The 24,344-nt window shown below is 40.0% G+C and carries 25 protein-coding genes; 15 read left to right on the forward strand and 10 right to left on the reverse strand.

All coding sequences use genetic code 11. The annotated features are described in order from the left end of the window. Positions 1 to 5 precede the first annotated feature (5 nt). Positions 6 to 926, reverse strand: a complete 921-nt coding sequence (gene nudC, locus H5157_RS14155) for an NAD(+) diphosphatase (RefSeq protein WP_002962842.1) — start codon at positions 924 to 926, stop codon at positions 6 to 8. A 174-nt stretch (positions 927 to 1,100) separates the two neighbouring features. Beyond that, positions 1,101 to 1,604 carry an NYN domain-containing protein gene (locus tag H5157_RS14160; protein ID WP_182724917.1) on the reverse strand — a complete coding sequence of 168 codons (504 nt, stop codon included), beginning with the start codon at positions 1,602 to 1,604 and terminating at the stop codon, positions 1,101 to 1,103. Between the two features lie 150 nt (positions 1,605 to 1,754). On the opposite strand from H5157_RS14160, the gene H5157_RS14165 reads away from it, so the two are divergent. Together H5157_RS14165 and H5157_RS14170 are read left to right on the forward strand one after the other, a co-directional pair. Then, on the forward strand, positions 1,755 to 2,378 hold the full coding sequence (locus H5157_RS14165) for a hypothetical protein (protein WP_182724918.1): 624 nt from the start codon (positions 1,755 to 1,757) through the stop codon (positions 2,376 to 2,378). Next, positions 2,378 to 3,133: a DUF3307 domain-containing protein gene (locus tag H5157_RS14170; RefSeq protein ID WP_182724919.1), complete on the forward strand. Its 756-nt coding sequence runs from the start codon at positions 2,378 to 2,380 to the stop codon at positions 3,131 to 3,133. The genes H5157_RS14165 and H5157_RS14170 overlap by 1 nt, the downstream gene beginning before the upstream one ends. 124 nt (positions 3,134 to 3,257) lie before the next feature. Here the strand turns inward: H5157_RS14170 and H5157_RS14175 are convergent, their stop codons facing one another. After that, positions 3,258 to 4,652 (reverse strand): DEAD/DEAH box helicase, encoded by a 1,395-nt coding sequence (locus H5157_RS14175; RefSeq protein WP_024595752.1) that lies wholly within the window; start codon positions 4,650 to 4,652, stop codon positions 3,258 to 3,260. A gap of 362 nt (positions 4,653 to 5,014) precedes the next feature. Next, positions 5,015 to 5,854: an isopenicillin N synthase family oxygenase gene (locus H5157_RS14180; RefSeq protein ID WP_182724920.1), complete on the reverse strand. Its 840-nt coding sequence runs from the start codon at positions 5,852 to 5,854 to the stop codon at positions 5,015 to 5,017. 267 nt (positions 5,855 to 6,121) lie between these two features. Here H5157_RS14180 and H5157_RS14185 point away from each other — a divergent pair, with 267 nt between their 5' ends. Then, on the forward strand, positions 6,122 to 7,324 hold the full coding sequence (locus tag H5157_RS14185) for a bifunctional alpha/beta hydrolase/OsmC family protein (RefSeq protein ID WP_182724921.1): 1,203 nt from the start codon (positions 6,122 to 6,124) through the stop codon (positions 7,322 to 7,324). A gap of 58 nt (positions 7,325 to 7,382) precedes the next feature. Here the strand turns inward: H5157_RS14185 and H5157_RS14190 are convergent, their stop codons facing one another. Next, a complete protein-coding gene (locus H5157_RS14190) occupies positions 7,383 to 8,135 on the reverse strand; it encodes an alpha/beta hydrolase (RefSeq protein ID WP_182724922.1) in 753 nt (250 codons plus the stop codon). A 129-nt stretch (positions 8,136 to 8,264) separates the two neighbouring features. Between H5157_RS14190 and H5157_RS14195 the strand changes: the two genes are divergently transcribed. Next, positions 8,265 to 8,588 carry a hypothetical protein gene (locus tag H5157_RS14195; RefSeq protein WP_002959968.1) on the forward strand — a complete coding sequence of 108 codons (324 nt, stop codon included), beginning with the start codon at positions 8,265 to 8,267 and terminating at the stop codon, positions 8,586 to 8,588. Positions 8,589 to 8,660: 72 nt separating this feature from the next. Here the strand turns inward: H5157_RS14195 and H5157_RS14200 are convergent, their stop codons facing one another. From H5157_RS14200 to aspS, 3 genes are all read right to left on the reverse strand, one after another. Further along, a complete protein-coding gene (locus H5157_RS14200; protein ID WP_182724923.1) occupies positions 8,661 to 9,257 on the reverse strand; it encodes a pentapeptide repeat-containing protein in 597 nt (198 codons plus the stop codon). Between the two features lie 14 nt (positions 9,258 to 9,271). Further along, a complete protein-coding gene (locus H5157_RS14205) occupies positions 9,272 to 9,502 on the reverse strand; it encodes a hypothetical protein (protein ID WP_182724924.1) in 231 nt (76 codons plus the stop codon). 119 nt (positions 9,503 to 9,621) lie between these two features. Continuing rightward, positions 9,622 to 11,400: an aspartate--tRNA ligase gene (gene aspS, locus H5157_RS14210; RefSeq protein ID WP_182724925.1), complete on the reverse strand. Its 1,779-nt coding sequence runs from the start codon at positions 11,398 to 11,400 to the stop codon at positions 9,622 to 9,624. 247 nt (positions 11,401 to 11,647) lie between these two features. Here aspS and H5157_RS14215 point away from each other — a divergent pair, with 247 nt between their 5' ends. The 6 genes from H5157_RS14215 to H5157_RS14240 all read left to right on the forward strand — a co-directional run bounded on the left by H5157_RS14215 (position 11,648) and on the right by H5157_RS14240 (position 18,186). Further along, entirely contained in the window at positions 11,648 to 12,496 is an 849-nt protein-coding gene (locus H5157_RS14215) for a DUF72 domain-containing protein (RefSeq protein WP_182712731.1), read from the forward strand. A 24-nt stretch (positions 12,497 to 12,520) separates the two neighbouring features. Continuing rightward, positions 12,521 to 13,021 (forward strand): M48 family metallopeptidase, encoded by a 501-nt coding sequence (locus H5157_RS14220; protein ID WP_165722927.1) that lies wholly within the window; start codon positions 12,521 to 12,523, stop codon positions 13,019 to 13,021. Positions 13,022 to 13,218: 197 nt separating this feature from the next. After that, positions 13,219 to 15,402, forward strand: coding sequence for a YHYH protein (locus H5157_RS14225; protein WP_182724926.1), 2,184 nt, complete (start codon positions 13,219 to 13,221; stop codon positions 15,400 to 15,402). Between the two features lie 12 nt (positions 15,403 to 15,414). Continuing rightward, positions 15,415 to 15,924: a hypothetical protein gene (locus H5157_RS14230; RefSeq protein ID WP_182692507.1), complete on the forward strand. Its 510-nt coding sequence runs from the start codon at positions 15,415 to 15,417 to the stop codon at positions 15,922 to 15,924. Between the two features lie 221 nt (positions 15,925 to 16,145). Next, positions 16,146 to 17,504, forward strand: a complete 1,359-nt coding sequence (locus H5157_RS14235) for an ATP-binding protein (protein ID WP_259399365.1) — start codon at positions 16,146 to 16,148, stop codon at positions 17,502 to 17,504. Between the two features lie 4 nt (positions 17,505 to 17,508). After that, entirely contained in the window at positions 17,509 to 18,186 is a 678-nt protein-coding gene (locus tag H5157_RS14240) for a response regulator (RefSeq protein ID WP_182724928.1), read from the forward strand. Between the two features lie 152 nt (positions 18,187 to 18,338). Here H5157_RS14240 and H5157_RS14245 read toward each other — a convergent pair whose 3' ends face one another. Next, positions 18,339 to 19,025 (reverse strand): DUF3334 family protein, encoded by a 687-nt coding sequence (locus H5157_RS14245; protein ID WP_002959987.1) that lies wholly within the window; start codon positions 19,023 to 19,025, stop codon positions 18,339 to 18,341. 116 nt (positions 19,026 to 19,141) lie between these two features. Between H5157_RS14245 and cmoA the strand changes: the two genes are divergently transcribed. From cmoA to H5157_RS14270, 5 genes are all read left to right on the forward strand, one after another. Then, complete coding sequence (cmoA, locus tag H5157_RS14250; RefSeq protein ID WP_007378000.1) at positions 19,142 to 19,867, forward strand: carboxy-S-adenosyl-L-methionine synthase CmoA; 726 nt, start codon at positions 19,142 to 19,144, stop codon at positions 19,865 to 19,867. Between the two features lie 12 nt (positions 19,868 to 19,879). Then, positions 19,880 to 20,848 carry a tRNA 5-methoxyuridine(34)/uridine 5-oxyacetic acid(34) synthase CmoB gene (gene cmoB, locus H5157_RS14255; RefSeq protein WP_182724929.1) on the forward strand — a complete coding sequence of 323 codons (969 nt, stop codon included), beginning with the start codon at positions 19,880 to 19,882 and terminating at the stop codon, positions 20,846 to 20,848. 190 nt (positions 20,849 to 21,038) lie between these two features. Beyond that, positions 21,039 to 22,091, forward strand: a complete 1,053-nt coding sequence (purM, locus tag H5157_RS14260) for a phosphoribosylformylglycinamidine cyclo-ligase (protein ID WP_182724930.1) — start codon at positions 21,039 to 21,041, stop codon at positions 22,089 to 22,091. Further along, entirely contained in the window at positions 22,091 to 22,738 is a 648-nt protein-coding gene (gene purN / locus H5157_RS14265) for a phosphoribosylglycinamide formyltransferase (protein ID WP_002959994.1), read from the forward strand. The genes purM and purN overlap by 1 nt, the downstream gene beginning before the upstream one ends. A gap of 16 nt (positions 22,739 to 22,754) precedes the next feature. Beyond that, positions 22,755 to 23,489 (forward strand): DUF3108 domain-containing protein, encoded by a 735-nt coding sequence (locus tag H5157_RS14270; protein WP_002959996.1) that lies wholly within the window; start codon positions 22,755 to 22,757, stop codon positions 23,487 to 23,489. A gap of 58 nt (positions 23,490 to 23,547) precedes the next feature. Here H5157_RS14270 and H5157_RS14275 read toward each other — a convergent pair whose 3' ends face one another. Then, entirely contained in the window at positions 23,548 to 24,312 is a 765-nt protein-coding gene (locus H5157_RS14275; protein WP_182724931.1) for a class II glutamine amidotransferase, read from the reverse strand. Between the last annotated feature and the right edge of the window lie 32 nt (positions 24,313 to 24,344).

Below are 24,344 nucleotides of genomic sequence, written 5' to 3' on the forward strand. Positions count from 1 at the left end.
AATCCTTAAGGGTTTGTGCGCCAATGCTCAATTAAATAACGAGAGATAGAGTCGGTTCTAGGCAGCTTTAAATGCTCACCTTCTTCGTGCCAATTACCAAATTGCTCTAAGTCTTCACGACTAAACCATTTTGCATCGTCTAGCTCTTCTTTATCTACGTTAATTTGCTCAGATGTCGCCTGTGCAAAAAAGCCAAGCATAATTGACGATGGGAACGGCCATGGCTGAGATGCAACATAACGTACGTTATCAACTTCTATGCCTGCCTCTTCTTTAACTTCACGCGCAACAGCTTGTTCTAGTGTCTCCCCTGGGTCTACAAATCCAGCAAGCGATGAATACATACCTGTGGGCCACGCAGCTTGGCGACCTAATAAACAGCGTTCTACTCCGTCAGCAAAGACTTTAGTAACGACCATAATTACCGCAGGATCGGTACGCGGGAATGTAGGATGCTTACAGTTTTCGTTTTCACATACACGAGAATGCCCGGCTTCCACTGAACGGTTTTTACTACCGCAGCGCCCACAAAAACGATGCGTGGCATGCCAATAACATAACCCTCTCGCAAGGGCGGCTATTGAGGCATATTTAATGGTTACTTGAGGCCCATATTGGCGAATATCAAAAAACTGAGCGCCCTCTATTAAAGGCGAAAGTACGCTTTCATCCAGATCAGAGACATCCAATGCAAACACACCATGTTTAGCATTGTTTAAACCAACAAAAATAGCACTCGTTAAATCTAAATGTGCCACTTGTTGATACGTTAAATAGCTTACTTTAGGGGTATCTTTAATAAATAGAGTTTGATTATTTTTAACTAAAACCCATTTACTTTGCGCCGACATTTGCGCTTTAAGCCACGATGGGTCTTTACGAAAATTTGAGCCTCTATCTAGTGGCATGTTGCTGTAATGAAGCATGTAAGTCCTTGGTAACTCGTTATGCTTTAAAATTACCATAATCATTTAGCAAACCCAATTGATTACAGTAATAAAAAAAGCCTATATAAGGCTTAATTCATCTATTACGACTTTGTATTAAAATCTCTCATGTTGCAGGCACTTAGCTTGCACTTTTTTAACTATTTTTTACTGTTAAAGTAGCAAAGTATTATCAATTAAATGAAATTGCTCTGCGCTTTGTTTTAATACCTCAGCAGTTAACCTGTCAGCACCGTATACATCGCACAGTACATTATATTGACTTTTTAAATGCCCAAGTAACAAGGCAAAGTCACCATCGCCAGAGAGCAAAATAACTTTATCAAGATTTTTACCCTGCTCTAACATGTCTATTGTTATGCCTACATCCCAATCGCCTTTAGCACTTCCATCACGGCGTTGAATAAATGGCTTTAGCTTTACGTCAAAACCAATCGCACGCAAAATATTTTGAAACTGATTTTGCTTTTCATCTCCTCGATAAATAGCATACGCAAAAGCACACTCAATATTGTATTGCGCCTCCATCATTCGCCAAAACGCATTGTAGTCAAAATTTTTCCCGTAACTCTCACGGCACGTGTAATAAATATTTTGCACATCAACAAAAATACCGACCCGTGGTTTCGTGCTTTGCTGCTCGTTTTGTAAAGTCATTTAGTGTCCTAGTGAGGATTAATAGCAATAAAAGTAACGTTATAAAATAAGTGTACCTTGCAATTTATATTTAAGTAACCTAAATTAGTTACATACCCTTATGTAACCAATATTGGTTACATGTTAAAAAGTAACCATTTTGAGATTTTTATGATTGGTGTGATCAGCGGCGATATTATTAAATCGCAAACAATCCCTAAGCAGCAATACGATGCCATGCTTTACCAACTAGAGCAAAGTTTGCGAAATATTTCGGGTGAGCAAACCCTTTGGAATATATACCGAGGCGATGCCTTTCAGTTACAAGTTAATAATCCTGAGCTCCTTTTTAAAAATGCCATACTTGTATATTTACACCTTAAATCGTCAGGTTATGAACTACGACAAAGCTTGGCGCTTGGGCAAATAGATAACCCACGCAGCGATATAAAAACAGCAACGGGTTCTGCTTTTACGCTTTCGGGGCAAGGCCTTGATAAAATAGGTAATCAACGCTTTGTTTTTAGCATTAACGAGCAGCAGCTCGATGAAAGCTTAAATATTAATTTAGCCTTTGCCGACGTATTGCTCACTAAAATCACGCAAAAACAATCAAATGCCCTGTATGTCTATTTAACATCACCAGACAACAGCCACGCGGCACTGGCTAAAGAGCTTAAAACAAGTCGCGAAAATGTAACCAAACTACTAAATTTAGCGCACTACCTACTTATAGAGCGCTTTATTAAGCACACACAAAACGTTGTAAAAAATATAATTAAAGGAGGTGAATAATGGAATTTTCACTTTTACTGGTCGCACTTATTATTGGCCACTTACTCGCTGATTTTTACTGGCAACCTATGAGTTGGGTAAACGAGAGAAACACTCGTCACTTTAAAGCCACTAAGCTTTATTTTCATGTACTCGTGCATGGTGTAACAAGTGCACTCATCGTTACCGTGTGGGAATACACATTTGGCTGGCAGCAACTAAGCAGTGTTTTAATTGCAACGGCAAGCATTATGGTGAGCCATTATTTTATTGATATAGCTAAATCGTATTCTAATAAAGGCGTGGTACCTTTTTTACTTGATCAAATAGCGCACATACTCGTTATTATTGCGCTCAGTATTTGGCTAACTGATAACAGTAGCTTTATGGCTGCAATTAATAATATGCTCACTGATCCCAAAATACTGTGGGTGGTATGCGGTTATTTAATTATTTTGAGTCCTAGCGCCGTATTTATAAGAATGATGTTAGAGCGTTTAACAAGTAACTTTTCAAGTACTGGTAGCTTAGTGCTTGCAGGGCAAAGCATTGGTATGTTGGAGCGCGTACTTATGCTGAGCTTTATATTGCTTGACCAATTTGCAGGGCTCGGCTTTTTACTTGCCGCAAAATCGGTATTTAGGTTTGGCGATTTAAGTGCCAGTAAAGATAAAAAACTTACCGAGTACGTTATGCTCGGTACACTACTTAGCGTAAGTGTGACTTTATTTGTAGGTTTAGGTGTTAACTATTTAATCAGGCAGGCAATACAGTAAGTACAAATTACAGACAATAAAAAACGCGCTGCTTCTATTTAATTAAAGAAGGGAGCGCGTTTTTTGTATCTGCCTTTAACTAAATTCTAAATTAATTAAACGCTAGTGCAATCACTAATAATGATTAATCGTTATTGGTGCGACGACGGCGTTGGCCATTACCGCCAACAGATTCACGCTTTGCCCATGGGTTTTGCGCGCTGTCATCTGTTTTAGCTGCTGGCTTTTTAGAACCACCACGGCGTGGGCCGGTACCATTACCACCATTGTTCGGCTTTTTGCTGTTAGGCTTGCTGCTATCAGATTTAGGCTTATTAAAAGGCTGCTTTTTCTTAGGCTTTTTAGCCGGCAGTGGGCGAGCATCTAATGCGCGTTCAGCTACTGGGTTAATAGGCTCAAAACCGTCTTCCTCAGCACGTGGAATAAGCTCACCAATAAAGCGTTCAATACCGTATAAATCAACAGCATCATCAACCGTTACAAACGAAATCGCATGACCTGACGCACCAGCACGGCCTGTACGGCCGATACGATGAACATAATCTTCATATACGTTTGGTAAGTCGTAGTTAACAACATGCGGTAATTCAACAATGTCTAAACCACGTGCAACAATGTCTGTTGCTACTAATACGCGTACTTCACCACTTTTAAAACCATCAAGTGCTTTAACACGTGCGCCTTGTGATTTATTACCATGGATAGCCGCGCCTACAATGTCATCGCGTTCAAGTTGTTTAACTAAGCGGTTAGCACCGTGCTTTGTACGGCTAAACACTAATACTTGTTGCCAATCGTTAGTGCGAATCAAGTGGCTTAGCAATGCTGTTTTACGTGTTTTATCTACCGCGTAAACGCACTGAGTAACACTTTTTGCAGTGGTATTTTTTGCTGCAACTGAAATTTCAACTGGGTCATTAATTAACCCTTTTGCTAATGCACGAATTTCATCTGAAAATGTAGCCGAAAACATCAAGTTTTGACGTTTAGCAGGCATTTTAGCAATTAAGCGTTTAATGTCGTGAATAAAGCCCATGTCTAACATGCGGTCAGCTTCATCGAGTACAAGCACTTCAACGCTATCAAATTTAACTGCATTTTGATTATGTAAATCGATTAAACGACCCGGCGTTGCTACTAAAATATCAACACCTTTACGAAGACGCTGCATTTGTGGGTTAATTTTAACGCCACCGTAAACTACAAATGAGCTCACATCAGAATGCTTAGCGTACTCTTCAACGTTTTCGCTTACTTGCAAAGCAAGTTCACGTGTAGGCGTTAAAATAAGCGCACGTACGTGATTGCTTTTAGCTTTAGGACCCGACGACAAGCGCTCAATAAGTGGTAATGTAAAACCCGCTGTTTTACCTGTACCTGTTTGCGCTGCTGCCATAACGTCACGGCGTTCAATAATTGCAGGAATTGCTTGAGCCTGAATCGGCGTTGGCGTTTCATAGCCCTTTTCTAAAACCGCATTAACCAAAGACTGTGATAAACCTAAACCTTCAAAACTCATATAAACTCTCTTTTAAATAAGGCTACATTAGCCAGTTGCGCGCATTATACCTGTAGTAGCTAAGAATGCATGCCATTATTTACGTTGCGAGCAATTGAGCATAGCTTATACCAATCTGCATAAATCTTTGATCAATTTAACGAATTAAATTTCACTATAACGTCGTTAAAAATTTTTCATTTAGAACAACTAGATACAAAAATTTTTGCCTAGTTATAGCGTAATTTTCTTAACGTTAAATAGACCCCATATATAAGCAGATTGGTATTAATAAAATTAAACCTGTGATCAAGTTGCTTAAAAATGCAAAAAACGGCCATAAGCCGTTTTATATTTATACTTAATTACTCTAAGTATAAGAGTTACTTAACACCTAACTCGCGTAAACGTTCTTGCAAGTAGCTATCTGCCGTGTAGCGCTCTGAAAGCACAACATCTGGATGCGGGTGTAAAAATAACGGCAGTGATATACGCGATTTAGTAGATGCTTTGCCCGTTGGGTTAATTACACGGTGAATTGTCGATGGGAAATACCCGCCCGACGCTTCTTGTAGCATGTCGCCAATATTAATAATTAAGCTGCCAAAATCACATGGCACGTCTAACCAACCGCCATCTGTTTTTTGAACTTGTAAACCAGGCTCATTAGAAGCTGGCAATACAGTCAATAAATTAATATCGCCGTGAGCTGCTGCGCGAATAGCACCTGGCTCTTCATCACCTGTCATTGGCGGATAATGTAAAATACGTAACAATGTTTGCTCAGAACCGGCAATCATGTCTTTTAAATCAATCGAAAACTTAGCACGTACATCAGCTGGAGATTCAGCCTGCACCCAGCTTAGTAAAGTACCAGCAAATTCACTTGCTAAACGGTAGTATTCACGTACATCAGCTTCAAGCTTTGCAGGAACGCGACCTTTAGGGTACACATGAAAGTACTCTTTAATGTCTTTTATTGTAAAGCCTTTCGCTACTTCTGATACTGAAGGCGGAAAGTAACCGTCTTGAGTTTCTTTAGAGAATAAAAAGTCGTGCTTTTGCTCTGAGTTAAAAAAGTCTTGCCAATTTTTGTAAATAGACTCAACTAAAGACTGTGGGATTGGGTGGTTTTTTAAAACGCCAAATCCAGTATTTCTTAACGATTCAACAAATTGTGCAGCCGCATCGGGAGCTTTATAATCAACAGTAGGTAATTGCATTGTACGTTCCAGTGAATAGGTTGTGTGAAGTGAGTTGCTTTTAATAGTGCTAAATTACTTATATAAAGTAGCAAAGCCTTCATTATAGCGCTATGCGAGGATAGACAAATGACCTCAAAAACATAAGGACATATGTCCGCAAAATATAGTCACTGTCACTTTGCTTGATCAAGATCAACTAATAAAAAAACGTTGAATTTGCAAGGTTTAGTAACTATCTCTGGTTTATTATTAGAATATATTTTATTTGTGTAAATAAGGCTCCCCATGCGACAAAAAGTATCTTTTAAAAGCGGCGATTTAGAACTTGCCGGCCAACTTGAACTTCCCTCTGGTGACGTTAAGTTTTACGCGCTATTTGCACACTGCTTCACATGCGGAAAAGACATAGCAGCAGCTACACGTATAAGCCGTGCACTTACGCAACAAGGCATAGCTGTACTGCGTTTTGACTTTACCGGTTTAGGCAATAGCGATGGCGACTTTGCTAACAGTAACTTTTCATCGAACATTCAAGATTTAGTTTCAGCGGCTGATCATCTGCGTAAGCACTTTGCAGCGCCGCAATTACTCATTGGCCACAGTTTAGGCGGCGCTGCGGTACTGGCTGCTGCTGAGCACATTCCTGAAGTATCGGCCATTACAACTATTGGTGCACCGTCAGATGCGCAACACGTAGCGCATAACTTTGAAGCACATCTCGATGAAATTAACGCAGCCGGCGAAGCAAAAGTAAGCCTAGCAGGCCGCGAATTTACCATTAAAAAACAGTTTATAGACGATATAGCCAAGTACGATAAAAGCCACATTAGTAAGCTTAAGCGCGCATTATTAGTAATGCACTCCCCTATTGATGCAACTGTAAATATTAGCGAAGCCGAAAAAATTTACGCATCAGCTAAGCATCCTAAAAGTTTTATTAGCCTAGATAACGCCGATCACTTACTTACTAATAAAAACGATGCCGACTACGCTGCAGAAATTATTGCAACGTGGGCTAATCGCTACGTTAAATATGACAAAACAAAATACGCCGCAAGCCTAACGGGTGGCAATGTACTTGTTGAAGAAAAAGATCATATATTTACTCAGCACGTAAGCACCAAAGATCATACTTGGCTTGCAGATGAGCCAATAAAGGTAGGCGGTAAAAACTTAGGCCCCGATCCGTATCATCACTTATTGGCGGGGCTTGGTGCCTGTACAGCAATGACACTGCGCATGTACGCTACACGTAAAAACTTAGCGCTAGAGCATGTCAAAGTAGAACTTGATCACACTCGCGATTACAACAAAGATTGCGACGATTGCGAGCAAACCGGTAACCTAGAAGCCATTACCCGTAAAATCACTTTAATCGGTGATTTAACACAAGAGCAGCGCCAGCGTTTACTTGAAATAGCCGACAAATGCCCTGTGCATAAAACACTACATAACAATCCTGTTATTGTAAGTGAATTGGTAGAGTAACTACCATAAAAGTAATATAGCGCAGGTAACACTGCGCTATGATTTAACTTTTATATACCTAACTTTTACTATCTAAAAATCCCTCTACTTCTTTACTCATTCTATCCACCAGCCATTTTGGCCCGCCATCGTACATATCGTTATGACGCGATTTTTCTATCATTATTTGCGTAACGGGAAACTTATCCAGCTCTGAATCGTTTAACAGCACATCCGCATCAGCTGGGTAATCACTACCGCGAAGTGTAAGTACGCGTATATTTTTATTGCGTGGGATCAACATGCGGCGATGATCGAGCGTAATAATTTGGCTTACTTCATTGGGGTAAATAGAGCCATATAATGACGAAATATCCCCGCCGTTTGAGTGCCCAAATAAGGTGAGTTTTGTAAAGTCGTACGCTGGGTATTTACTAGCTAGCTCATTAACTAAAAACTTAAGCGTTACTACGCCACGATGCCAGTTTTTCATGCGAGTTGTTAAGTAAGGCTGCTCACGATTAAGGTCAGGGTCGGTTTTTAATTCATGTGCAACTGCTACTGTTAAGTATCCGCGCTGACTAAACGCATTACTGGCAAACGTATACCCGTTATGGCTAATCCCGTAACCTGCGTTAATAAACGCTACAGGGCATTTTACTTGTTCAGTGCACTTAGCATTGTTACTTGGTAGTGTGATATTGATAGGAATAGTGCGATTACGGCTTTCATCAGTTATAACACCATCGTTTGCATAGCTTGTTGCGCCTATTACTGATGTACTTAGAGCTAGTGCGCTTAATATAAAAAGCTTTTTAAGTGTTTTTTGCATATTTAAATTTATATAAATTATTGTTTTTAATTAAAAATAACTTTTACTTTATAGGTTTGCATTCTCTATTGTCAAACTATGCGATAATAGCCGCCATTGTTTAAATATATTTAGTAAAAGATCCAATAAATGAAATCATACAATAGCATTCAAGAACGTATAGAAATTTTAGAAGACAAACTAACGGCAATACATGACGAAATCGAAACACTAAAAACCCCTGCTAAAAACAACAATGAACGTATTATTTTTAAGTTTATTGAAACAGGCAGCACAGGTAAAACGAAGGATTTTGTTCGTGAGTTAGGTATTAAATCACCACGTGACGGTTTGTTTTCGTCAGGTGACGTTACAAAACTAATTAAAGATGGCGCTGAAGATATTTCACCTGCGTTATTAGAAATCGCAAGACAGCTTGCCAGTGCACGTAATAAAAATGGCCCTAGCCGTTAATTACGCAGTCACGCAGTATCTAGAAGCCCAGCCAAGCTGCCGCTTCTAGATATGTAATCATATTAAACTAAATTAATCACATAGTTCTATATTAAGGCTGGTAAGCAAGTTTAGTGCTTCGAAGCGATCAAACTTAGCATTCGCTAAAATATTATTATTCAAATCTATATTAAACGCTGTCGCACCTACAAAATCACATTTTGTTAAGTTAGTTTGAAAAAACTCACTATCGCGAAAATCTGTTCCTGTAAATTCACTACCGCTTAAATCAGCATGTCTAAAATCAACATTTTTGGCAAAGCAGTGTGTTAGTTTGAGGGCTTTGAGGGTTAATTCAAAAAAAGAACTATTACTGAGCTCGCAATAATTAAAACTCACCGGTGCGTTAATACTAAGCGCTGGCCAATCTACGTCAGTCCATTGCAGACTATTTAATTTACAGTGGCTAAAACTTACATCTTCAAGCGAACTGTAGTTCCATTTTAGTGACGATAAATTACAGTTTTTAAAACTACATTCTATAAATCGGCAATTTTTAAACTGCCCGCCTGAAAAGTCGCAATCGGTAAATGTGCACTCTTCAAACTCAGAATTTTCAGTTAGTTGCTCTTCGTGCTGCAAAGCATTAAATTGCTCGTCGAAGTAGTGATTATTATTTGAAATTGACACTATTAACCTAGTTTTTAATGGGCATAGACGCTATTTTTAGGTAAATCTTTTTTAAGCGCAAGCACTGCAATAAAAATCAAAGCAAATAGTGGAAATAGCGCTAAACAGCCACCCACAAAAGCTAAAACCCCCGGCATAGTACTTTTACGCTTACCTATTTTGTAGCAAATTACAGCAAAAATAGGAATACTCAGCACAATAAAAAAAACTAAGAACTCACCAAATAAGGTTGCATTGATCGACATAATAATTCCTTTTTCGTCTGTTCGGTTAAAATACACTCTGCTGTAAATTTAACCACAAAAAAACCCTTAAGCATATAACTTAAGGGTTTTTAAATTTAGCTCAATAAGCTAAACAAAAATTACTCTTCGCTAGGTATCGATTTTTCAACAACACTAATTGCAAGCTCAGCTAACGAATCCATATTAGGCTTACTAGGCGCGTTAGTTAATAAACACGACGCTTGTGTTGTTTTAGGGAAAGCAATAACGTCACGAATGTTATCGGTACCACATAAAAGCATTGCTAAACGGTCAAGACCAAATGCTAAACCAGCATGTGGTGGTGTACCGTATTTAAGTGCATCAAGTAAAAAGCCAAACTTGTCTTGTTGCTCTTGCTCGTTAATACCTAAAATTCTAAATGCAGTTTCTTGCATATCTGCATTATGAATACGTACCGAACCGCCACCCACTTCGTAGCCATTCAATACCATGTCGTAGGCATCTGAAATAGCCGCAGCTGGATTTGCTTCAAGCTCACTTGCAGTAATATCTTTTGGTGCAGTGAATGGATGATGCACAGCATGTAATGTGCCTTCGTCATCTTCTTCAAACATTGGGAAGTCTACAACCCAAAGTGGTGCCCAGCTATCAAGGTTAGTGATTTCTAAGTCAACACCAATCTTAACGCGCAGTGCGCCCATTGCTTCATTTACTGTGTTGCGCTTATCGGCACCGAATAAAATGATATCGCCAGACTGAGCATTAGTACGCTCAAGTAATTTAGTAATTACGTCTTCGCTTAAAAACTTAGCCACTGGTGATTGAACACCTTCAGCGCCTGCAGTGTGGTCATTTACTTTCATCCACGCCATACCTTTAGCGCCGTAAATACCAATAAACTTAGTGTAATCGTCAAGTTGTTTACGAGAAAGCTTAGCGCCACCCGGTACAGTTAATACAGCAACACGACCTTTTTCGTCGTTAGCTGGACCTGAGAAAACATTAAACTCTACGTCTTTAACTAAATCTGCAACATCAACTAACTTCATTGGGTTACGTAAATCAGGCTTATCAGAACCGTAAAGGCTCATTGCCTCGCTGTAAGGCATGATTGGAAAATCGCCTAAATCAACGTTTAACAATGTTTGCCACATCTCGCGGATCATTTTTTCAGTCATACCACGTACTTGATCAGAACTCATGAACGAGGTTTCTATATCTATTTGGGTAAATTCTGGTTGACGATCGGCACGTAAATCTTCATCACGGAAACATTTAACAATTTGGTAGTAACGGTCAAAACCCGACATCATCAACAATTGCTTAAATAACTGTGGAGACTGTGGTAAAGCGTAAAAACTACCTTTATGAACGCGGCTTGGCACTAAGTAATCGCGTGCGCCTTCTGGCGTTGCTTTAGTAAGTACAGGTGTTTCGATGTCTAAAAAGCCGTTTTCATCTAAAAAGCGACGAACAAAGCTGCTTGCTTTAGCACGTAATTTAATACGGTCACTCATTTCTAGACGACGTAGGTCTAAGTAACGGTATTTTAAACGACGCTCTTCTGAGTTTACTTGGTTAAAATCAAGTGGAAGCGGTTCAGAGCGGTTAATAATTGTAAGCTCAGTACCTAAAACTTCAATTTCACCTGTTGCCATATCTTTATTTACTTGGCTATCAGGGCGTGCACGTACAGTACCTTTTAGCTGAACACAAAATTCTTGGCGAAGTGTGTTAGCTGAACTCATTAACTCTTCAATGTCAGAGTCGAATACAACTTGTACTAAACCTTCTCTATCGCGTAAATCGACAAAGATAAGTCCACCAAGGTCACGTCGTTTGTTGATCCAGCCACATAGTTCAACTTCTTGATCTACGTGAGTTTTATTTAGCTGTCCGCAATATATAGAGCGCATAGTTTTCCTGTCAGATAAAAGGCTTAAACGGTTATATTTATTTGTTTTAAGGCGTGTGATTTAAAAAACAGGTCACCACAATACAAATAAAGCCGCTAGCAATCTAAAAATAATCAAATTAAGCCCTGCATTATACTCAACTAACATTAAGATGCTAGGGCGTGTGCCGCTTTTGCCCCTGAATTTACAGCAGCTCGTTTTGTTATTTGCTACACTATCGCCACTTTATAATAAGGCGCTAGTTTGTATGTTATATATTGGATGCCCGCAGTGGTCGAGTAATGCATGGAAAGGCAATTTATTTTCAAGCCAATGTAAAAACGCCGATATGCTTAGCCAATACGCCCAACACTTTAACTCAGTTGAAGGCAATACCAGCTTTTACGCTGATCCTTCGCCAAGCACCGTATTGCGCTGGGCAAACAGCGTACCCGATGATTTTAAATTTACGTTTAAGTTTAATCGTCGCTTTAGCCACGAGCTGCATCTTACTAATGTTCAAACCGAGCTTACTGATTGGCTTAACTTGTTCTCCCCTATTTTAGAAAAAACCGGGCAAATCATGCTGCAATTACCTAAAGCATTTGGCCCTGGTGACTTACCCAAACTCGCCCAATTTATTAGCCTGTTACCAAAAGAGGTTAATTACGGTGTAGAGGTACGTCATACTGCGTTTTTTCAAAAGGGTGAAGCCGAAATAGTGCTTAACCAATTATTAATGGCAAACAACATAAATCGTATATCGATGGATACTCGCGCCCTATTTGCTGTAAAACCAACAACCGAAGCGCTAATAGATGCACAGCAAAAAAAGCCCCACTTACCGGTACATGCAATAGCTACTGGCTCAGAGCCTATGGCGCGCTTTGTAATAGCCGATTTACAAAACGACTATAAACCCTTTTATAAACCGTGGCTAAGTAAAGTAAAACAATGGCTTGATGAAGGAAAAACGCCTTATGTGTTTTTTCATACGGCAGATAACCGAGAAGCGCCATTATTAGCAAGGCAGTTTTGTAAAGACCTTGGTTATCATCACAAAGCATTAAACCCATTTACTGGCGAAAAAGAAGCCCACCAGCCAGCACTTTTTTAAAAGTAAAACGACAGAGAAACAATAATGAGTGAATACGCACGTTACTTTACCGGCTACCCAGCTAACATTGTTGAGCAAGTATTAAGCCTTATAAATAACAAAAAGGTATGTGACTACTTACTTAAAAAGTATCCGCAAGCACATACCATTACTAGCGATAAACTACTTTATAACTACGCAACCGAGCTTAAAAAACAGTATTTAAAAAATGCACCACCGTTTGGGCGCGCAGCATTTAAAAAGCAAGGCGACATGGTCACCAACGCACTTGGTACACATACGTATCGAATGCAAGGTAAAACCCGTAAGCACGATTTAGCGATAAACAGCGACTTGCTCCGCGCTCCCGAGCCGTTATTAAAAGCGTTAGTGGTACATGAGCTCGCCCACTTTAAAGAAAAAGACCACAACAAAGGCTTTTATCAGCTTTGCTGCCATATGGAGCCGAGTTACCACCAGCTAGAGTTAGATTTAAGAATTTTTTGTGTGGTAGTCGCAATGGGAGAAAATCCTTATTTAAAATAAGGATTTTAGCGTTATTTAACTGAGTGAAAATAAAGCTCATGCTTAAGTTTATGTTTCCTTCCATACCCAGTCTTTTATCTCCGTAAGCAGCTCACAACTTAACGCCAGCCCTTAATAAAAAAAGTTTAAAACTACATAATTGCCCTACATTTGAGAACTAGACTCTTAAAAGTTAATTTAATCTTTGGAGTTTTTAAATGATGAAAAATACCCATGCCATTTTACTCAGTGCACTGTGCTGCTTAACCTTAAGTGCCTGCAACGAGCAAAACAGCCAATCGCTTGAACAATCAAACCTCAATGATTTTACTCTAACCAGCTCAAAAGTAAGTGATGGCGGTAATTTGCCTATTACTTATACATGCGATGGGCAGAGCATTAGCCCCCCACTTAACTGGAGTGGAGCACCTAAGGCAACCAAATATTATGCGTTAATTATGGATCATAAAGCGCCAGAGGGAATGCATTGGTATTGGACCATGTACAATATTGCCGCCGATAAAACACAAATTAAAGCGGGCGAAACCCTCGGTGAAGTGGGCTCTAATAGCGTAAACGATTTAAACCAATACGCGCCGCCTTGCTCTAAAGGTCCAGGTGAAAAAAGCTATACTTATACTGTGTACGCGTTATCTGCACCGGTTACCTTTAATAGCGATACAAAGGTAGATCGCTCAGCATTACTCGCTGCTGTAAAAGATATTACGCTCGATACTGCAAGTATGACGGTTAAATACTCGCGAAGCGCCAGTAGCGCCGAACACAAACCTAATACAAGACCAAAACCAAATGAGCAACCAAAGCCTGATAAATCATATTTAACCGCTAACGTAAAATCACCTCGTTGCGATGCTATTACACAATCAGTAAGTAATGCAGGGTTTGATCAAAGCGTATCTGTTACGTGCGATGAACAATATGCTTATATTGCCTCATCTACTTATCCTGATCATGAAGTAATGACTGGTATTACAGGTACTAACGAGCAAATACCTGTTCCAGCTAAAGACTACGTAGCACCTATAAAGCTAAATCCTAAAAAAGCAAAAACAATAACAACAATTGATGCAGCCGTAGGTGTTGCCGTTAACGGCGTACCAATATACGACTATTCTTCGCAAGGTGAGTTGGACGTAAATAGCTACGATGAAAAACACGACACTTTAGCACTCGGACAGTTAGATATATGTGGCGGACACGCAGGACGAGGTGATGACTACCATTATCATGTATCGCCAACGTGTATGATTGACACAATGAAAAACCAAACAAGCGATGCCATTATTGGTTGGGCTTACGATGGTTACCCGCTGTATGGCAGTAAAAACCCAGACGGCAGTGCAATTGCCAAAGGTGACCTTGATGTATGTAACGGACAAACCGACGACACATTTGGCTATCGCTACCAAACATCAGCTACGCCGCCGTATATTATTCAGTGCTTAGTTGGTGAAGTAGATACCGCAAAATTACCAAGAGTGTCACCACTTAGTGGCGATACTCAAGGTATAAGAGCCGACTTACGCCCGCCACAAGGAGGCGTTGAAAACCTAACGCACACAATCTCTGAAAACGGCAGCCGTACAATGAGCTACTCATACAAAGGCGAGAACTACTTTACTACCTACAGCCCTGCATCACAGGGAAAAGACTGCTATAGCTTTAAACAAAAAACCATCAGTAATAGTGGCAAAGTTCAAACAGGTACATTTTGTAGAGGTCCGCAACCAAATCACCTTACTCCTACAGTCACTAAGCAAAATATAAATTCTGCCATTACGGGCAAGCATAACTTAAAGCTAGAAGCATGGGCTGATAACTGGTTTACAGCCTACATAGGCGAGCAGTTACTTGTTGAAGATTCTGTACCTATAACTACAGAGCGTTCATTTAATGCCGAAAGTATTACGTTTTCTGCAAACTACCCTATTGAGCTTAATTTAATAATTAAAGACTTTAAGCAAAACGACACTGGGCTTGAATACATCGGCGCTAAAAATCAGCAAATGGGTGATGGCGGTTTTATTATGCAACTTACCGACACCTATACAAATAAAGTAGTTGCCGTAAGCGATAAAAGCTTTAAATGCGAAATACTTCACAAAGCGCCGCTTAACAAATTATGCGAAAGCGAAACAAACCCTGTAGCGGGCGAAGGCGCTTGTACGTTTATGTCAAAAGAAGCACCAACTGACTGGCTGCAAAGTAACTTTGACGATACGAATTGGGCTAATGCAGTAGAGCACAACTTTGCCGATGTAGGACCAAAAGACGGTTACGACGATATTAACTGGGATGAAAATGCAAAATTCATATGGGGCGAAGACTTAGAAACCGACAACACCCTTATTTGTAAAGCAATTATTGAGCAACCTCAATAAAAGGTAGTAATTATGTATTTTTTAAAAAAATTAAAATGGCTAATGCTCGCGTGTATTTTAACAAGTATGAGCGCTCAAGTGAGCGCCCATGTATTAAAAAACACAACAGCCCAAGTAATTTTAAGAGACGGGCAAGTTGAGGTTAAAGTATTAACTAATGCTGAGCACTTAATTTCAGCGCTGCAAAGCGAGCAAGCATGGCTTATGGGCGATATTGATAAGCTTATGCCTACAAACTTAAGTGCAGAGCAACAAGAAGAGTTTGCAAAAAATGCACTTAAACAAAAAACGAGCTTACGTGTAAATCAGCAAGTTATCGTGTTTGAACGCGTCACTTTTACCACCAGCAACAACAACGAAGCGCACGACCTAGAAATTGTTTTTCAAGCGAAGCACACATTTACAACAGTAGATGAGCTTGCCATATCGTTCCCTAAAAGTTTAGGTGCAGTTCACGCAAGCTTTGTAAAACCACAATATAAGTTACTGGGTGCTGGCGATACCGCAAAAATAAAGTTCTAGTCCAAATATCAACATACCTAAAAGCTTACTTAAAAAGGATTTTAGTAAGCAACTCCCTAAATACGCTAATTGTAGGCACATAATCAATATGCAATACTGCTTGGTACGTTAACGTCATGATTTTTACTATTTGCCAATCAGTGAAATTAATACATAAATTCTTTTTAGCTTTTTTTATCACTAATATCGCCCTTGTTGGACTTATGTTTGTGTTTATATACATGACCTTTTCGTCAGGTTTTAACGACTTTGTTGAACAAGAAGAAACAAAGCATGTCGCAATGGTTAAGCATCAACTTATTGAGCTTTATAGCGAATTAGGCAGTTGGCAACCCATTACGCAAAACACGCAATTATGGCGCTCTATTGTAGAGCCACAAAAAAAGCCAGGCGAGCCTAAAACGAATAAACACACAAGCACCCCACCCAAACCAAATAGCAGCAATGCAACGCCCTCTTTATTGTGGGTACACTTACCTGCAGGTTCCCTTAAAACAGGGCAACGTATAAGTTTGTATGATCAAAATAAAAAGGTTGTTGTTGGTAGAGCTAATTTAAACGACAACCCACATATAGAGCCTATTTTATTAAACAATAACGTTATAGGCTGGATAGGTTTAGTCCCTTCAAAACTTGTACAAAGTAGCCCAGCAGAAGCCTTTTTAGCAGCGCAATTTCATAACTATTTTATGATCACGTTACTCGTTATTGTGCTCGCATTTATTATGGCTATTATGTTATCTCGCCATTTAATAAAACCAATAAAGCAAATAGTGACTGGCACCGATGAGTTAACAAAAGGAAATTTTGCCAGCAGAATAATTCCCTCTAGTAAAGATGAGCTAGGTACCCTATCCAACAACTTTAATGCCTTAGCCCACACGCTTGAGCAAAACCAACAAATGCGGTTTCAATGGGTGTCAGACACATCCCACGAATTAAGAACCCCACTTACCGTACTACGCTCGCATTTACTAGCCGTTCAAGATGGCGTATTTACGGCCGACACAAAGCGCATTAATTTACTCATAAACCAAGTAGATAACTTAAGCCACATTGTTGACGACCTAGCCCAACTAGCACAAACAGATAGCGTTAATTTAACCTATAACAATGCGCGCATTGATTTAATCACTATTTTTGAGCAATCAATTGAAAACTACACCGCTCGCTTTAAAGAGCATGAATTAAATGTAGATAGCAAAAGCTTAACCAAAGCCGGCAAATGTATAATAAATGGTGATAAAGAACGCCTTATACAATTATTTTCAAACCTGTTAGAAAATACCTGCAGATACACGCATAAAGGTGGGCAAGTAATAATACTTGCCCACAAAAGACCCAATAACATTGAGCTTATTTTACAAGATTCAGCCCCAAGTGTTTTACCAAACGACTTACAAAAATTGTTTGAGCGTTTTTATCGCGTTGAAAAATCTCGAAGCCGAGAGCACGGCGGCTCGGGCTTAGGGCTTGCACTTTGCAAACAAATAGTAGAAGCACATGGTGGTCAAATATCGTTGCACAACTCACCACTTGGTGGACTAGAAGTTAAAATAACGCTGGCACTTTTGGGTTAAAATAATGGCATCACAAAAAATACTTATCGTTGAAGACGAAGAAAACATTGCCGAGGTACTTATTGCCTACGCTAAGCAACAAAATTACGAAACTGAGCACTTTAATAGCGGCAAAGGTGTAGTTAGTTTTGTAAAACAAAACGCAGTAGATTTAATACTTCTTGATTTAATGTTGCCAGATGTTGATGGCATAGAGCTATGTAAGCAAATTAGAGCCTTTTCAAGTGTGCCTATTATTATGCTTACCGCAAAAAGTGAAGAAATAGACCGCTTGCAGGGTTTAGAGCTCGGCGCCGATGACTACATATGCAAACCCTTCAGCCCCAATGAAGTTGTAGCACGCATAAAAGCCGTACTAAGAAGGACCAGCCAGCCTAAAACCAACATCATTAATCATAATAATTTCCAATTACACAAAGACGATTACGAAGCACGCCTAAACGACAAAAGTATTGGCTTTACCGCCGTCGAGTTTAAAATATTTTTATTATTTATAAGCCACGTAGGGCGTGTTTTTACCCGCGAAGATATTATTAATAACGTATACAGCGACACAACCGACATATCCGATCGCAACATAGATACACATATTAAAAATATACGAAAAAAGATTAACGACATTCAAGCAGGACTAAACCCAATAGCAGCGGTTTATAGTGTGGGCTATAAATTTAAAGAGTAGGTTTACTTATTCAAATAAAGCTAACATGACGCAAAAGCGCGATATAAATCGCGCTTTTATTTTAATCACTAACCTGAACACTCATAACTAAAGATTAATAGCTGAGCAGTCGTTGGGTTTCGTTTCTCTCAACCCAACCTACGTAAATAGACTTAAAGCCCTAGGCCTGCCATAAAATCATCATCGCCATCATCTTGTTCTACTGCTTTAGATGATTTTTCTTTGTCCGCTTTTTTTCGTGCTTCGTTTTCAATTATATCGTCTGGGTCGAGTGCTTCTGCAATATCAAAGTCGTGTAATTTAATGAACTCTGTTTTATCCATCGCTAATTCCAAGTAAAAAATATTTTGCTTACTTGTCGTGAATGTTACGCGGCGGGCTTGCGGGCGATCCATCGTGGTATCTACCGATATTTGCACTTGCTTGTTTATTGCCATCATTTTTGGCTGGTTTTGCGTAATAGACGTATGTAATTGCTCACGCACTTTAGACGTAAAGTCGCCAACAATTTGATTCATCAACTCGCCTAGTACGTTTGATACGTCGTCTGATAAATGGCTATGCGCTATTTCATCTTCTGGCATTCCCATATTGCGCATGTAATCGCCATAAATTTCCATCGCCGCTTGCGAAGTAAAGTTGGTAATTACGAGCCCTGTAAAACCGCCGTCAAATAAAACAAAGCAGCCAATATCTGGTCGCATGCATGTACGTGTTATTTTTTGCACCATGGCTGAGTAGCTAATACCATTACCGCTGGCTGATGTGAGTACACCTGTCACTGAATGACAAAGGGTTGCTAATATATCGTCTGTGCTGATGACCTTACTTTTGCTCATTTAATCTTCTCTTTTGTACTTATTATTCATAATTCTAGTCAAGCTACTGAATTTATCACTGACTATCCAGTATAAAATGTTAAAATAGCGCCATTATTTACAAAGAGACTGCCTTCGTGACCATAAAAGACAGTATTTATGCCTCTGAGCAACAAGTAAAAGATTTTAGCTTTGACCAAAATGTAGTCGAAGTTTTTCCAGATATGATCCAGCGCTCTGTACCTGGGTATGCCACCATTGTAAGCACTATGGGTAAACTTGCGGGTGAGTACGCACAAAGTAACTCAAATCTTTATGATTTAGGCTGCTCACTGGGCGCAGTCACGCTTAGCATGCGCCGTAACATTCGCACCGATAACTGCCATATAATAGCGGTAGATAACTCTCAAGCTATGGTTGAGCGTTGTAAGGTGCACTTACAAGGTTTTAAATCGGATGTTCCGGTTACTGTTACTTTGGGCGATATTAACGAGCTTGAGATTCAAAACGCCTCAGTAGTAGCAATGAACTTTACGTTGCAGTTTATTCCACATGCGCAGCGCCAAGCCGTGCTTGAAAAAATATACGCTAATTTAAAGCCTGGTGGTGTATTGCTGCTAAGCGAAAAAATTAAAGCCGAAAACGAGCAATGCGATAACCTATTAATTGATTTGCACCACGACTTTAAACGTCACAATGGCTACTCAGAGCTTGAAATAAGCCAAAAACGTACCGCCATCGAAAACGTTATGCGCCCAGATACACTAAGCGCTCACTTTACTCGCTTACAAGATATTGGTTTTAGCCAAACTCAAGTGTGGTATCAATGTTTTAATTTTTGCTCAATGGTAGCAATTAAATAAAGAGAGTCATCCATGTCTCAATGGTTTAACCAATTTTACGCATCTATCGCACAAAGCCCACTTAGTCACTGGCTAGAAACCCTCCCTGCTCAATTAAAACATTGGCAAAACGAGGCTAGCCATGGTGATTTGCCTAAATGGCAAAAAGTACTTAAAAACTTGCCTGAGGTGGCAACTTCCCATGTTGATATTTCTACAAAGGTAGAAATTGGCGCCGCTGGCGAGATGAGTGATGGCGAGCAAAAGCAAGCCATGCATTTATTAAAACGCATGATGCCATGGCGCAAAGGCCCATTTAGTGTGCACGGTATTGAAATAGATACAGAGTGGCGCAGTGATTGGAAGTGGGACCGCCTGCTTCCTCATATTGAGCCATTAAAAGGCCGCACTGTTTTAGATATTGGTTGTGGCTCGGGGTATCATTTATGGCGTATGCGCGGTGAAGGCGCAGAGTTTGTAGTGGGTATTGATCCATCTGATTTATTTTTATGTCAGTTTCAGGCAATTAAACACTACAACCCAGATGAAAACGTACATTTACTGCCACTAGGCGTAGAAGCATTACCCGAGCTTAAAGCGTTTGATACTGTTTTTTCTATGGGTGTACTTTATCATCGTCGCTCACCTATCGACTTTTTAGCGCAGTTAAAAGCGCAGCTTCGCCCAGGCGGCGAACTCGTACTTGAAACCCTAGTAATTGAAGGCGACGAAAACACGGTATTAGTCCCTACCGACCGCTACGCTAAAATGCGCAACGTTTGGTTTATTCCTAGTACTGCAGCATTAAAGCTGTGGATGGAGCGCGTTGGCTTTAAAGATGTGCAAATAAAAGATTGCGCTATTACCACGCTTGAAGAGCAACGTAAAACCGACTGGATGGAAAACGAATCGTTAATCGATTTTTTAGATCCAAACGATACAAGTAAAACAATTGAAGGCTACCCCGCTCCACTTCGAGCCATATTAACCGCAAAAGCATAGCTGTTAATTTAACGCCTTTAATACTAAAAAAACGCCTACGGGCGTTTTTTTGTTTATTTAAACAACAAACAGCGGACAAGTGTCCTTGTTAATTATTTCAAAATTACATTTACGCTAGCCGCGACCTTGCAATTGTTGTAAAATACGCGCGTTTCTAAGCAACCCAAAACAACTATTTTGAGGAAAACCTGTGAGCGAACAAAAACAGTCTCTAAGCTATAAAGACGCGGGCGTAGATATCGACGCTGGTAATGCACTTGTTGAGCGTATTAAAGGCGTAGTTAAAAAAACTCGTCGTCCTGAAGTAATGGGCGGAATTGGTGGTTTTGGCGCACTTTGCGAAATTCCTGAAGGCTACAAGCAACCAGTATTAGTTGCAGGCACAGATGGCGTTGGTACTAAACTACGTTTAGCAATCGACTTAAAAAAACACGATACGGTTGGTATTGATTTAGTTGCAATGTGTGTAAACGACTTAATTGTTCAAGGTGCTGAACCCCTGTTTTTTCTAGATTACTATGCAACTGGTAAACTAGATGTAGACACAGCAGCTGACGTAGTGACAGGTATTGGCAAAGGTTGTGAAATTTCAGGTTGTGCCCTAATTGGTGGCGAAACAGCTGAAATGCCAGGTATGTATGATGGTGAAGACTACGACATGGCAGGCTTTTGTACAGGCGTTGTAGAAAAATCAAAAATTATTGATGGCACAAAAGTAGCAGCAGGCGATCAGCTTATTGCACTTGCTTCAACCGGTCCTCATTCAAATGGCTTCTCTTTAATTCGTAAAGTACTTGAAGTGTCAAAAGCTGATACCAGCGCTGACTTTGAAGGTAAAACATTAGGCGAAACTCTACTTGAGCCTACGCGTATTTACGTAAAACCTTTACTTGAGTTATTCAAAAACGTTGACGTACATGCGCTTTCGCATATTACTGGCGGCGGTTTTTGGGAAAACATTCCACGCGTATTACCCGCTTCAGCAAAAGCTGTAGTTAAAGGTGATAGCTGGCAGTGGCCACCAATTTTTAATTGGTTACAAGAAAACGGCAACATTACTACACACGAAATGTACCGTACATTTAACTGTGGTGTAGGCATGGTTTTAGTAGTCCCTGCTGACAAACTTGAGCAAAGCTTAACAATGCTAAAAGACTTGGGCGAAAATGCATGGCACCTTGGTGAAATTCAAGATGCAGCAGCTGGCGAAGAGCAAGTTGAAATTGTAGGTGGTGCTAAGTAATGGCACCGACTCGTCTGGTAGTTTTAATCTCAGGTAGTGGCTCTAATTTACAAGCCATCATAGATGCCTGCGAACGTGGCGAGATAAACGGGCATATAGCGGCTGTTATTAGTAATAAAGCAGACGCTTATGGCCTAGAGCGTGCAAAACAAGCAGGTATTGCTACAAAAGTGCTCAGTCATAAAGATTTTGACTCGCGCGAAGCGTACGATGCGCAATTAATGAACGTTATCGACTCTTTTATGCCAAATCTAGTTGTATTAGCTGGGTTTATGCGTATTCTTACTCCTGGCTTAGTGCAAAAATATGTTGGAAAAATGTTGAACATTCATCCATCTTTGTTGCCTAAGTATCAGGGGCTGAATACCCACCAAAGAGCAATTGATGCAAAAGACGATGTTCATGGCGTAAGTGTTCACTTTGTTACTGAAGAATTAGACGGCGGTCCCGTTATTCTTCAGGCGCAAATACCTGTACTCAAGGATGATACAGCAGAAACATTAGCAAAACGCGTGCATGAGCAAGAGCATATAATTTATCCTTTGGTGGTCAAGTGGTTCAGTGAACACAGACTTACTATGGAAGCAGATTATGCAGTTCTTGACAAAAAACAACTTCCTGCACACGGCGCGCACTACCCACAATAAAAAAATAAGTGCCCTGTTGTTATGTGCGGGCGCTTTACTTCCAACTAGCCTAATTGCAGGCGAATTGACCCAGTATCAAGCTAATTACGATATTTTACGCAAAGGTAAAAATCATGGTGAGGCTGTTCGTGAGCTCAAAAAAACGGGCGACGATACTTATGAACTTACATACCACAGCAATATTGAGTGGATGATTTTCTCTGACTCTCGTGAAGAAACATCAAAGTTTACCTTTAAAGATGGCAAGGTTACCCCGCATCATTACAACATGATTCGTACAGGGACAGGCCCAGATAAAGATTACAAAATTGATTTTGATACAACAAACAAAGTAGTGACTAGCAGCGCTAGTGAATACCCACTTAAATGCGAATGGACTGATGAATTTCAGGATGCTATTTCGTACCAAGTGCAAGTGCGCGAAGGATTGAAAAAAGGCGAAACAAGCTTTTCATTCCCCCTTATAGATAAAAAAGGTAACCGCCGCGACTACAACTTTGAAGTTGTTGAAAAAGAGATGATCTCCTTACCTATCGGTAATGTAGAAGCCATTAAAGTGAAGCGTTTATACGATAACGATAAACGCCAAGCAATTGCATGGTTTGCGCCAGAAATGGATTACATGCTGGTACGTATGTGGAAAGGCGAAAAAGGTATGGAGCAGTTTGAAGTTCAAATGAATTCATTTACTGTTACTGCGCCTACAGCTGTTGCGCCTGCTACAGCACAACAACCTCAAGAAGCTAACTAAATTTAATTAAACCATAGTTAAGTTAAGTTAAGTTAATTTAGTATTTAAAATAGGTGGGCTAAATTAGCTCACCCATTTTAAACAATGCAAATTCCCCAGGCTCCATTTTTTGCCAGCGCTCATCATTCGTCAAAGGCCTTGTAGCTATAACTGTTACTACATCGTTTGGTGTGGTCTCTTGTTGAAAATCAACCACCATGTCGGCATCAATCAACGTTGCTTTACCAAATGGCGCACGGCGCGTTATGTAGTGTAAGTTATTAGTGCAATACGCTAAAACAAACACCCCATCGGTCAATAACATATTAAACACGCCTTTTTCACGCAGAGTTTGCGAAAGCTTAGCCGCGTATCTAAAAACCGACGCCATATTACTTGGACGCTTTGGGTATTTTTCGCGAATTTTATCAAGCAACCAACAAAAAGCGAGTTCGCTATCGGTGTTACCCACTGGGCGATAGTACTCTGTTTTTAAATCATGATAATTAGATAGCTGCCCGTTATGAGCATAGGTTATTTCACGCCCCCACAACTCACGAGTAAACGGATGAGTATTTTCAAGACATACCCGACCTCGATTACCTTGGCGAATGTGGCTAATAACCGAGACACTTTTAATGGGGTATGCTTTAACGAGCTTTGCAATTTCAGATTGATAACTCGGCTCAGGATCTTTAAAGGTTCTACAGCCTTTACCTTCGTAAAATGTAATACCCCAACCATCTTTATGAGGACCTGTATTACCACCACGCTCTAAAAGGCCTGAAAAACTAAAACAAATATCGGTAGGCACATTGGCTGACATGCCAAGTAATTCACACATTAATAAAATAACCCTTAAAAACCATACATTAA

It is taken from the genome of Pseudoalteromonas sp. SG43-3 (assembly GCF_014164385.1).
In the GTDB taxonomy this organism is placed as follows: Bacteria; Pseudomonadota; Gammaproteobacteria; order Enterobacterales; family Alteromonadaceae; genus Pseudoalteromonas; species Pseudoalteromonas distincta.

Bases quoted from the DNA above. Each gene is read 5' to 3' on its own strand.
- H5157_RS14220 (WP_165722927.1), top strand. From the start codon at position 12,521: ATGAGTGAATACGCACGTTACTTTACCGGCTACCCAGCTAACATTGTT.
- H5157_RS14180 (WP_182724920.1), bottom strand. From the start codon at position 5,854: ATGCAATTACCTACTGTTGATTATAAAGCTCCCGATGCGGCTGCACAA.
- H5157_RS14175 (WP_024595752.1), bottom strand. From the start codon at position 4,652: ATGAGTTTTGAAGGTTTAGGTTTATCACAGTCTTTGGTTAATGCGGTT.
- H5157_RS14205 (WP_182724924.1), bottom strand. From the start codon at position 9,502: ATGTCGATCAATGCAACCTTATTTGGTGAGTTCTTAGTTTTTTTTATT.
- H5157_RS14195 (WP_002959968.1), top strand. From the start codon at position 8,265: ATGAAATCATACAATAGCATTCAAGAACGTATAGAAATTTTAGAAGAC.
- H5157_RS14245 (WP_002959987.1), bottom strand. From the start codon at position 19,025: ATGAGCAAAAGTAAGGTCATCAGCACAGACGATATATTAGCAACCCTT.
- H5157_RS14230 (WP_182692507.1), top strand. From the start codon at position 15,415: ATGTATTTTTTAAAAAAATTAAAATGGCTAATGCTCGCGTGTATTTTA.
- H5157_RS14185 (WP_182724921.1), top strand. From the start codon at position 6,122: ATGCGACAAAAAGTATCTTTTAAAAGCGGCGATTTAGAACTTGCCGGC.
- H5157_RS14275 (WP_182724931.1), bottom strand. From the start codon at position 24,312: ATGTGTGAATTACTTGGCATGTCAGCCAATGTGCCTACCGATATTTGT.
- cmoB (WP_182724929.1), top strand. From the start codon at position 19,880: ATGTCTCAATGGTTTAACCAATTTTACGCATCTATCGCACAAAGCCCA.
- H5157_RS14235 (WP_259399365.1), top strand. From the start codon at position 16,146: ATGACCTTTTCGTCAGGTTTTAACGACTTTGTTGAACAAGAAGAAACA.
- aspS (WP_182724925.1), bottom strand. From the start codon at position 11,400: ATGCGCTCTATATATTGCGGACAGCTAAATAAAACTCACGTAGATCAA.
- purN (WP_002959994.1), top strand. From the start codon at position 22,091: ATGGCACCGACTCGTCTGGTAGTTTTAATCTCAGGTAGTGGCTCTAAT.
- H5157_RS14225 (WP_182724926.1), top strand. From the start codon at position 13,219: ATGATGAAAAATACCCATGCCATTTTACTCAGTGCACTGTGCTGCTTA.
- H5157_RS14165 (WP_182724918.1), top strand. From the start codon at position 1,755: ATGATTGGTGTGATCAGCGGCGATATTATTAAATCGCAAACAATCCCT.
- H5157_RS14215 (WP_182712731.1), top strand. From the start codon at position 11,648: ATGTTATATATTGGATGCCCGCAGTGGTCGAGTAATGCATGGAAAGGC.
- H5157_RS14240 (WP_182724928.1), top strand. From the start codon at position 17,509: ATGGCATCACAAAAAATACTTATCGTTGAAGACGAAGAAAACATTGCC.
- H5157_RS14160 (WP_182724917.1), bottom strand. From the start codon at position 1,604: ATGACTTTACAAAACGAGCAGCAAAGCACGAAACCACGGGTCGGTATT.
- H5157_RS14190 (WP_182724922.1), bottom strand. From the start codon at position 8,135: ATGCAAAAAACACTTAAAAAGCTTTTTATATTAAGCGCACTAGCTCTA.
- H5157_RS14170 (WP_182724919.1), top strand. From the start codon at position 2,378: ATGGAATTTTCACTTTTACTGGTCGCACTTATTATTGGCCACTTACTC.
- nudC (WP_002962842.1), bottom strand. From the start codon at position 926: ATGCTTCATTACAGCAACATGCCACTAGATAGAGGCTCAAATTTTCGT.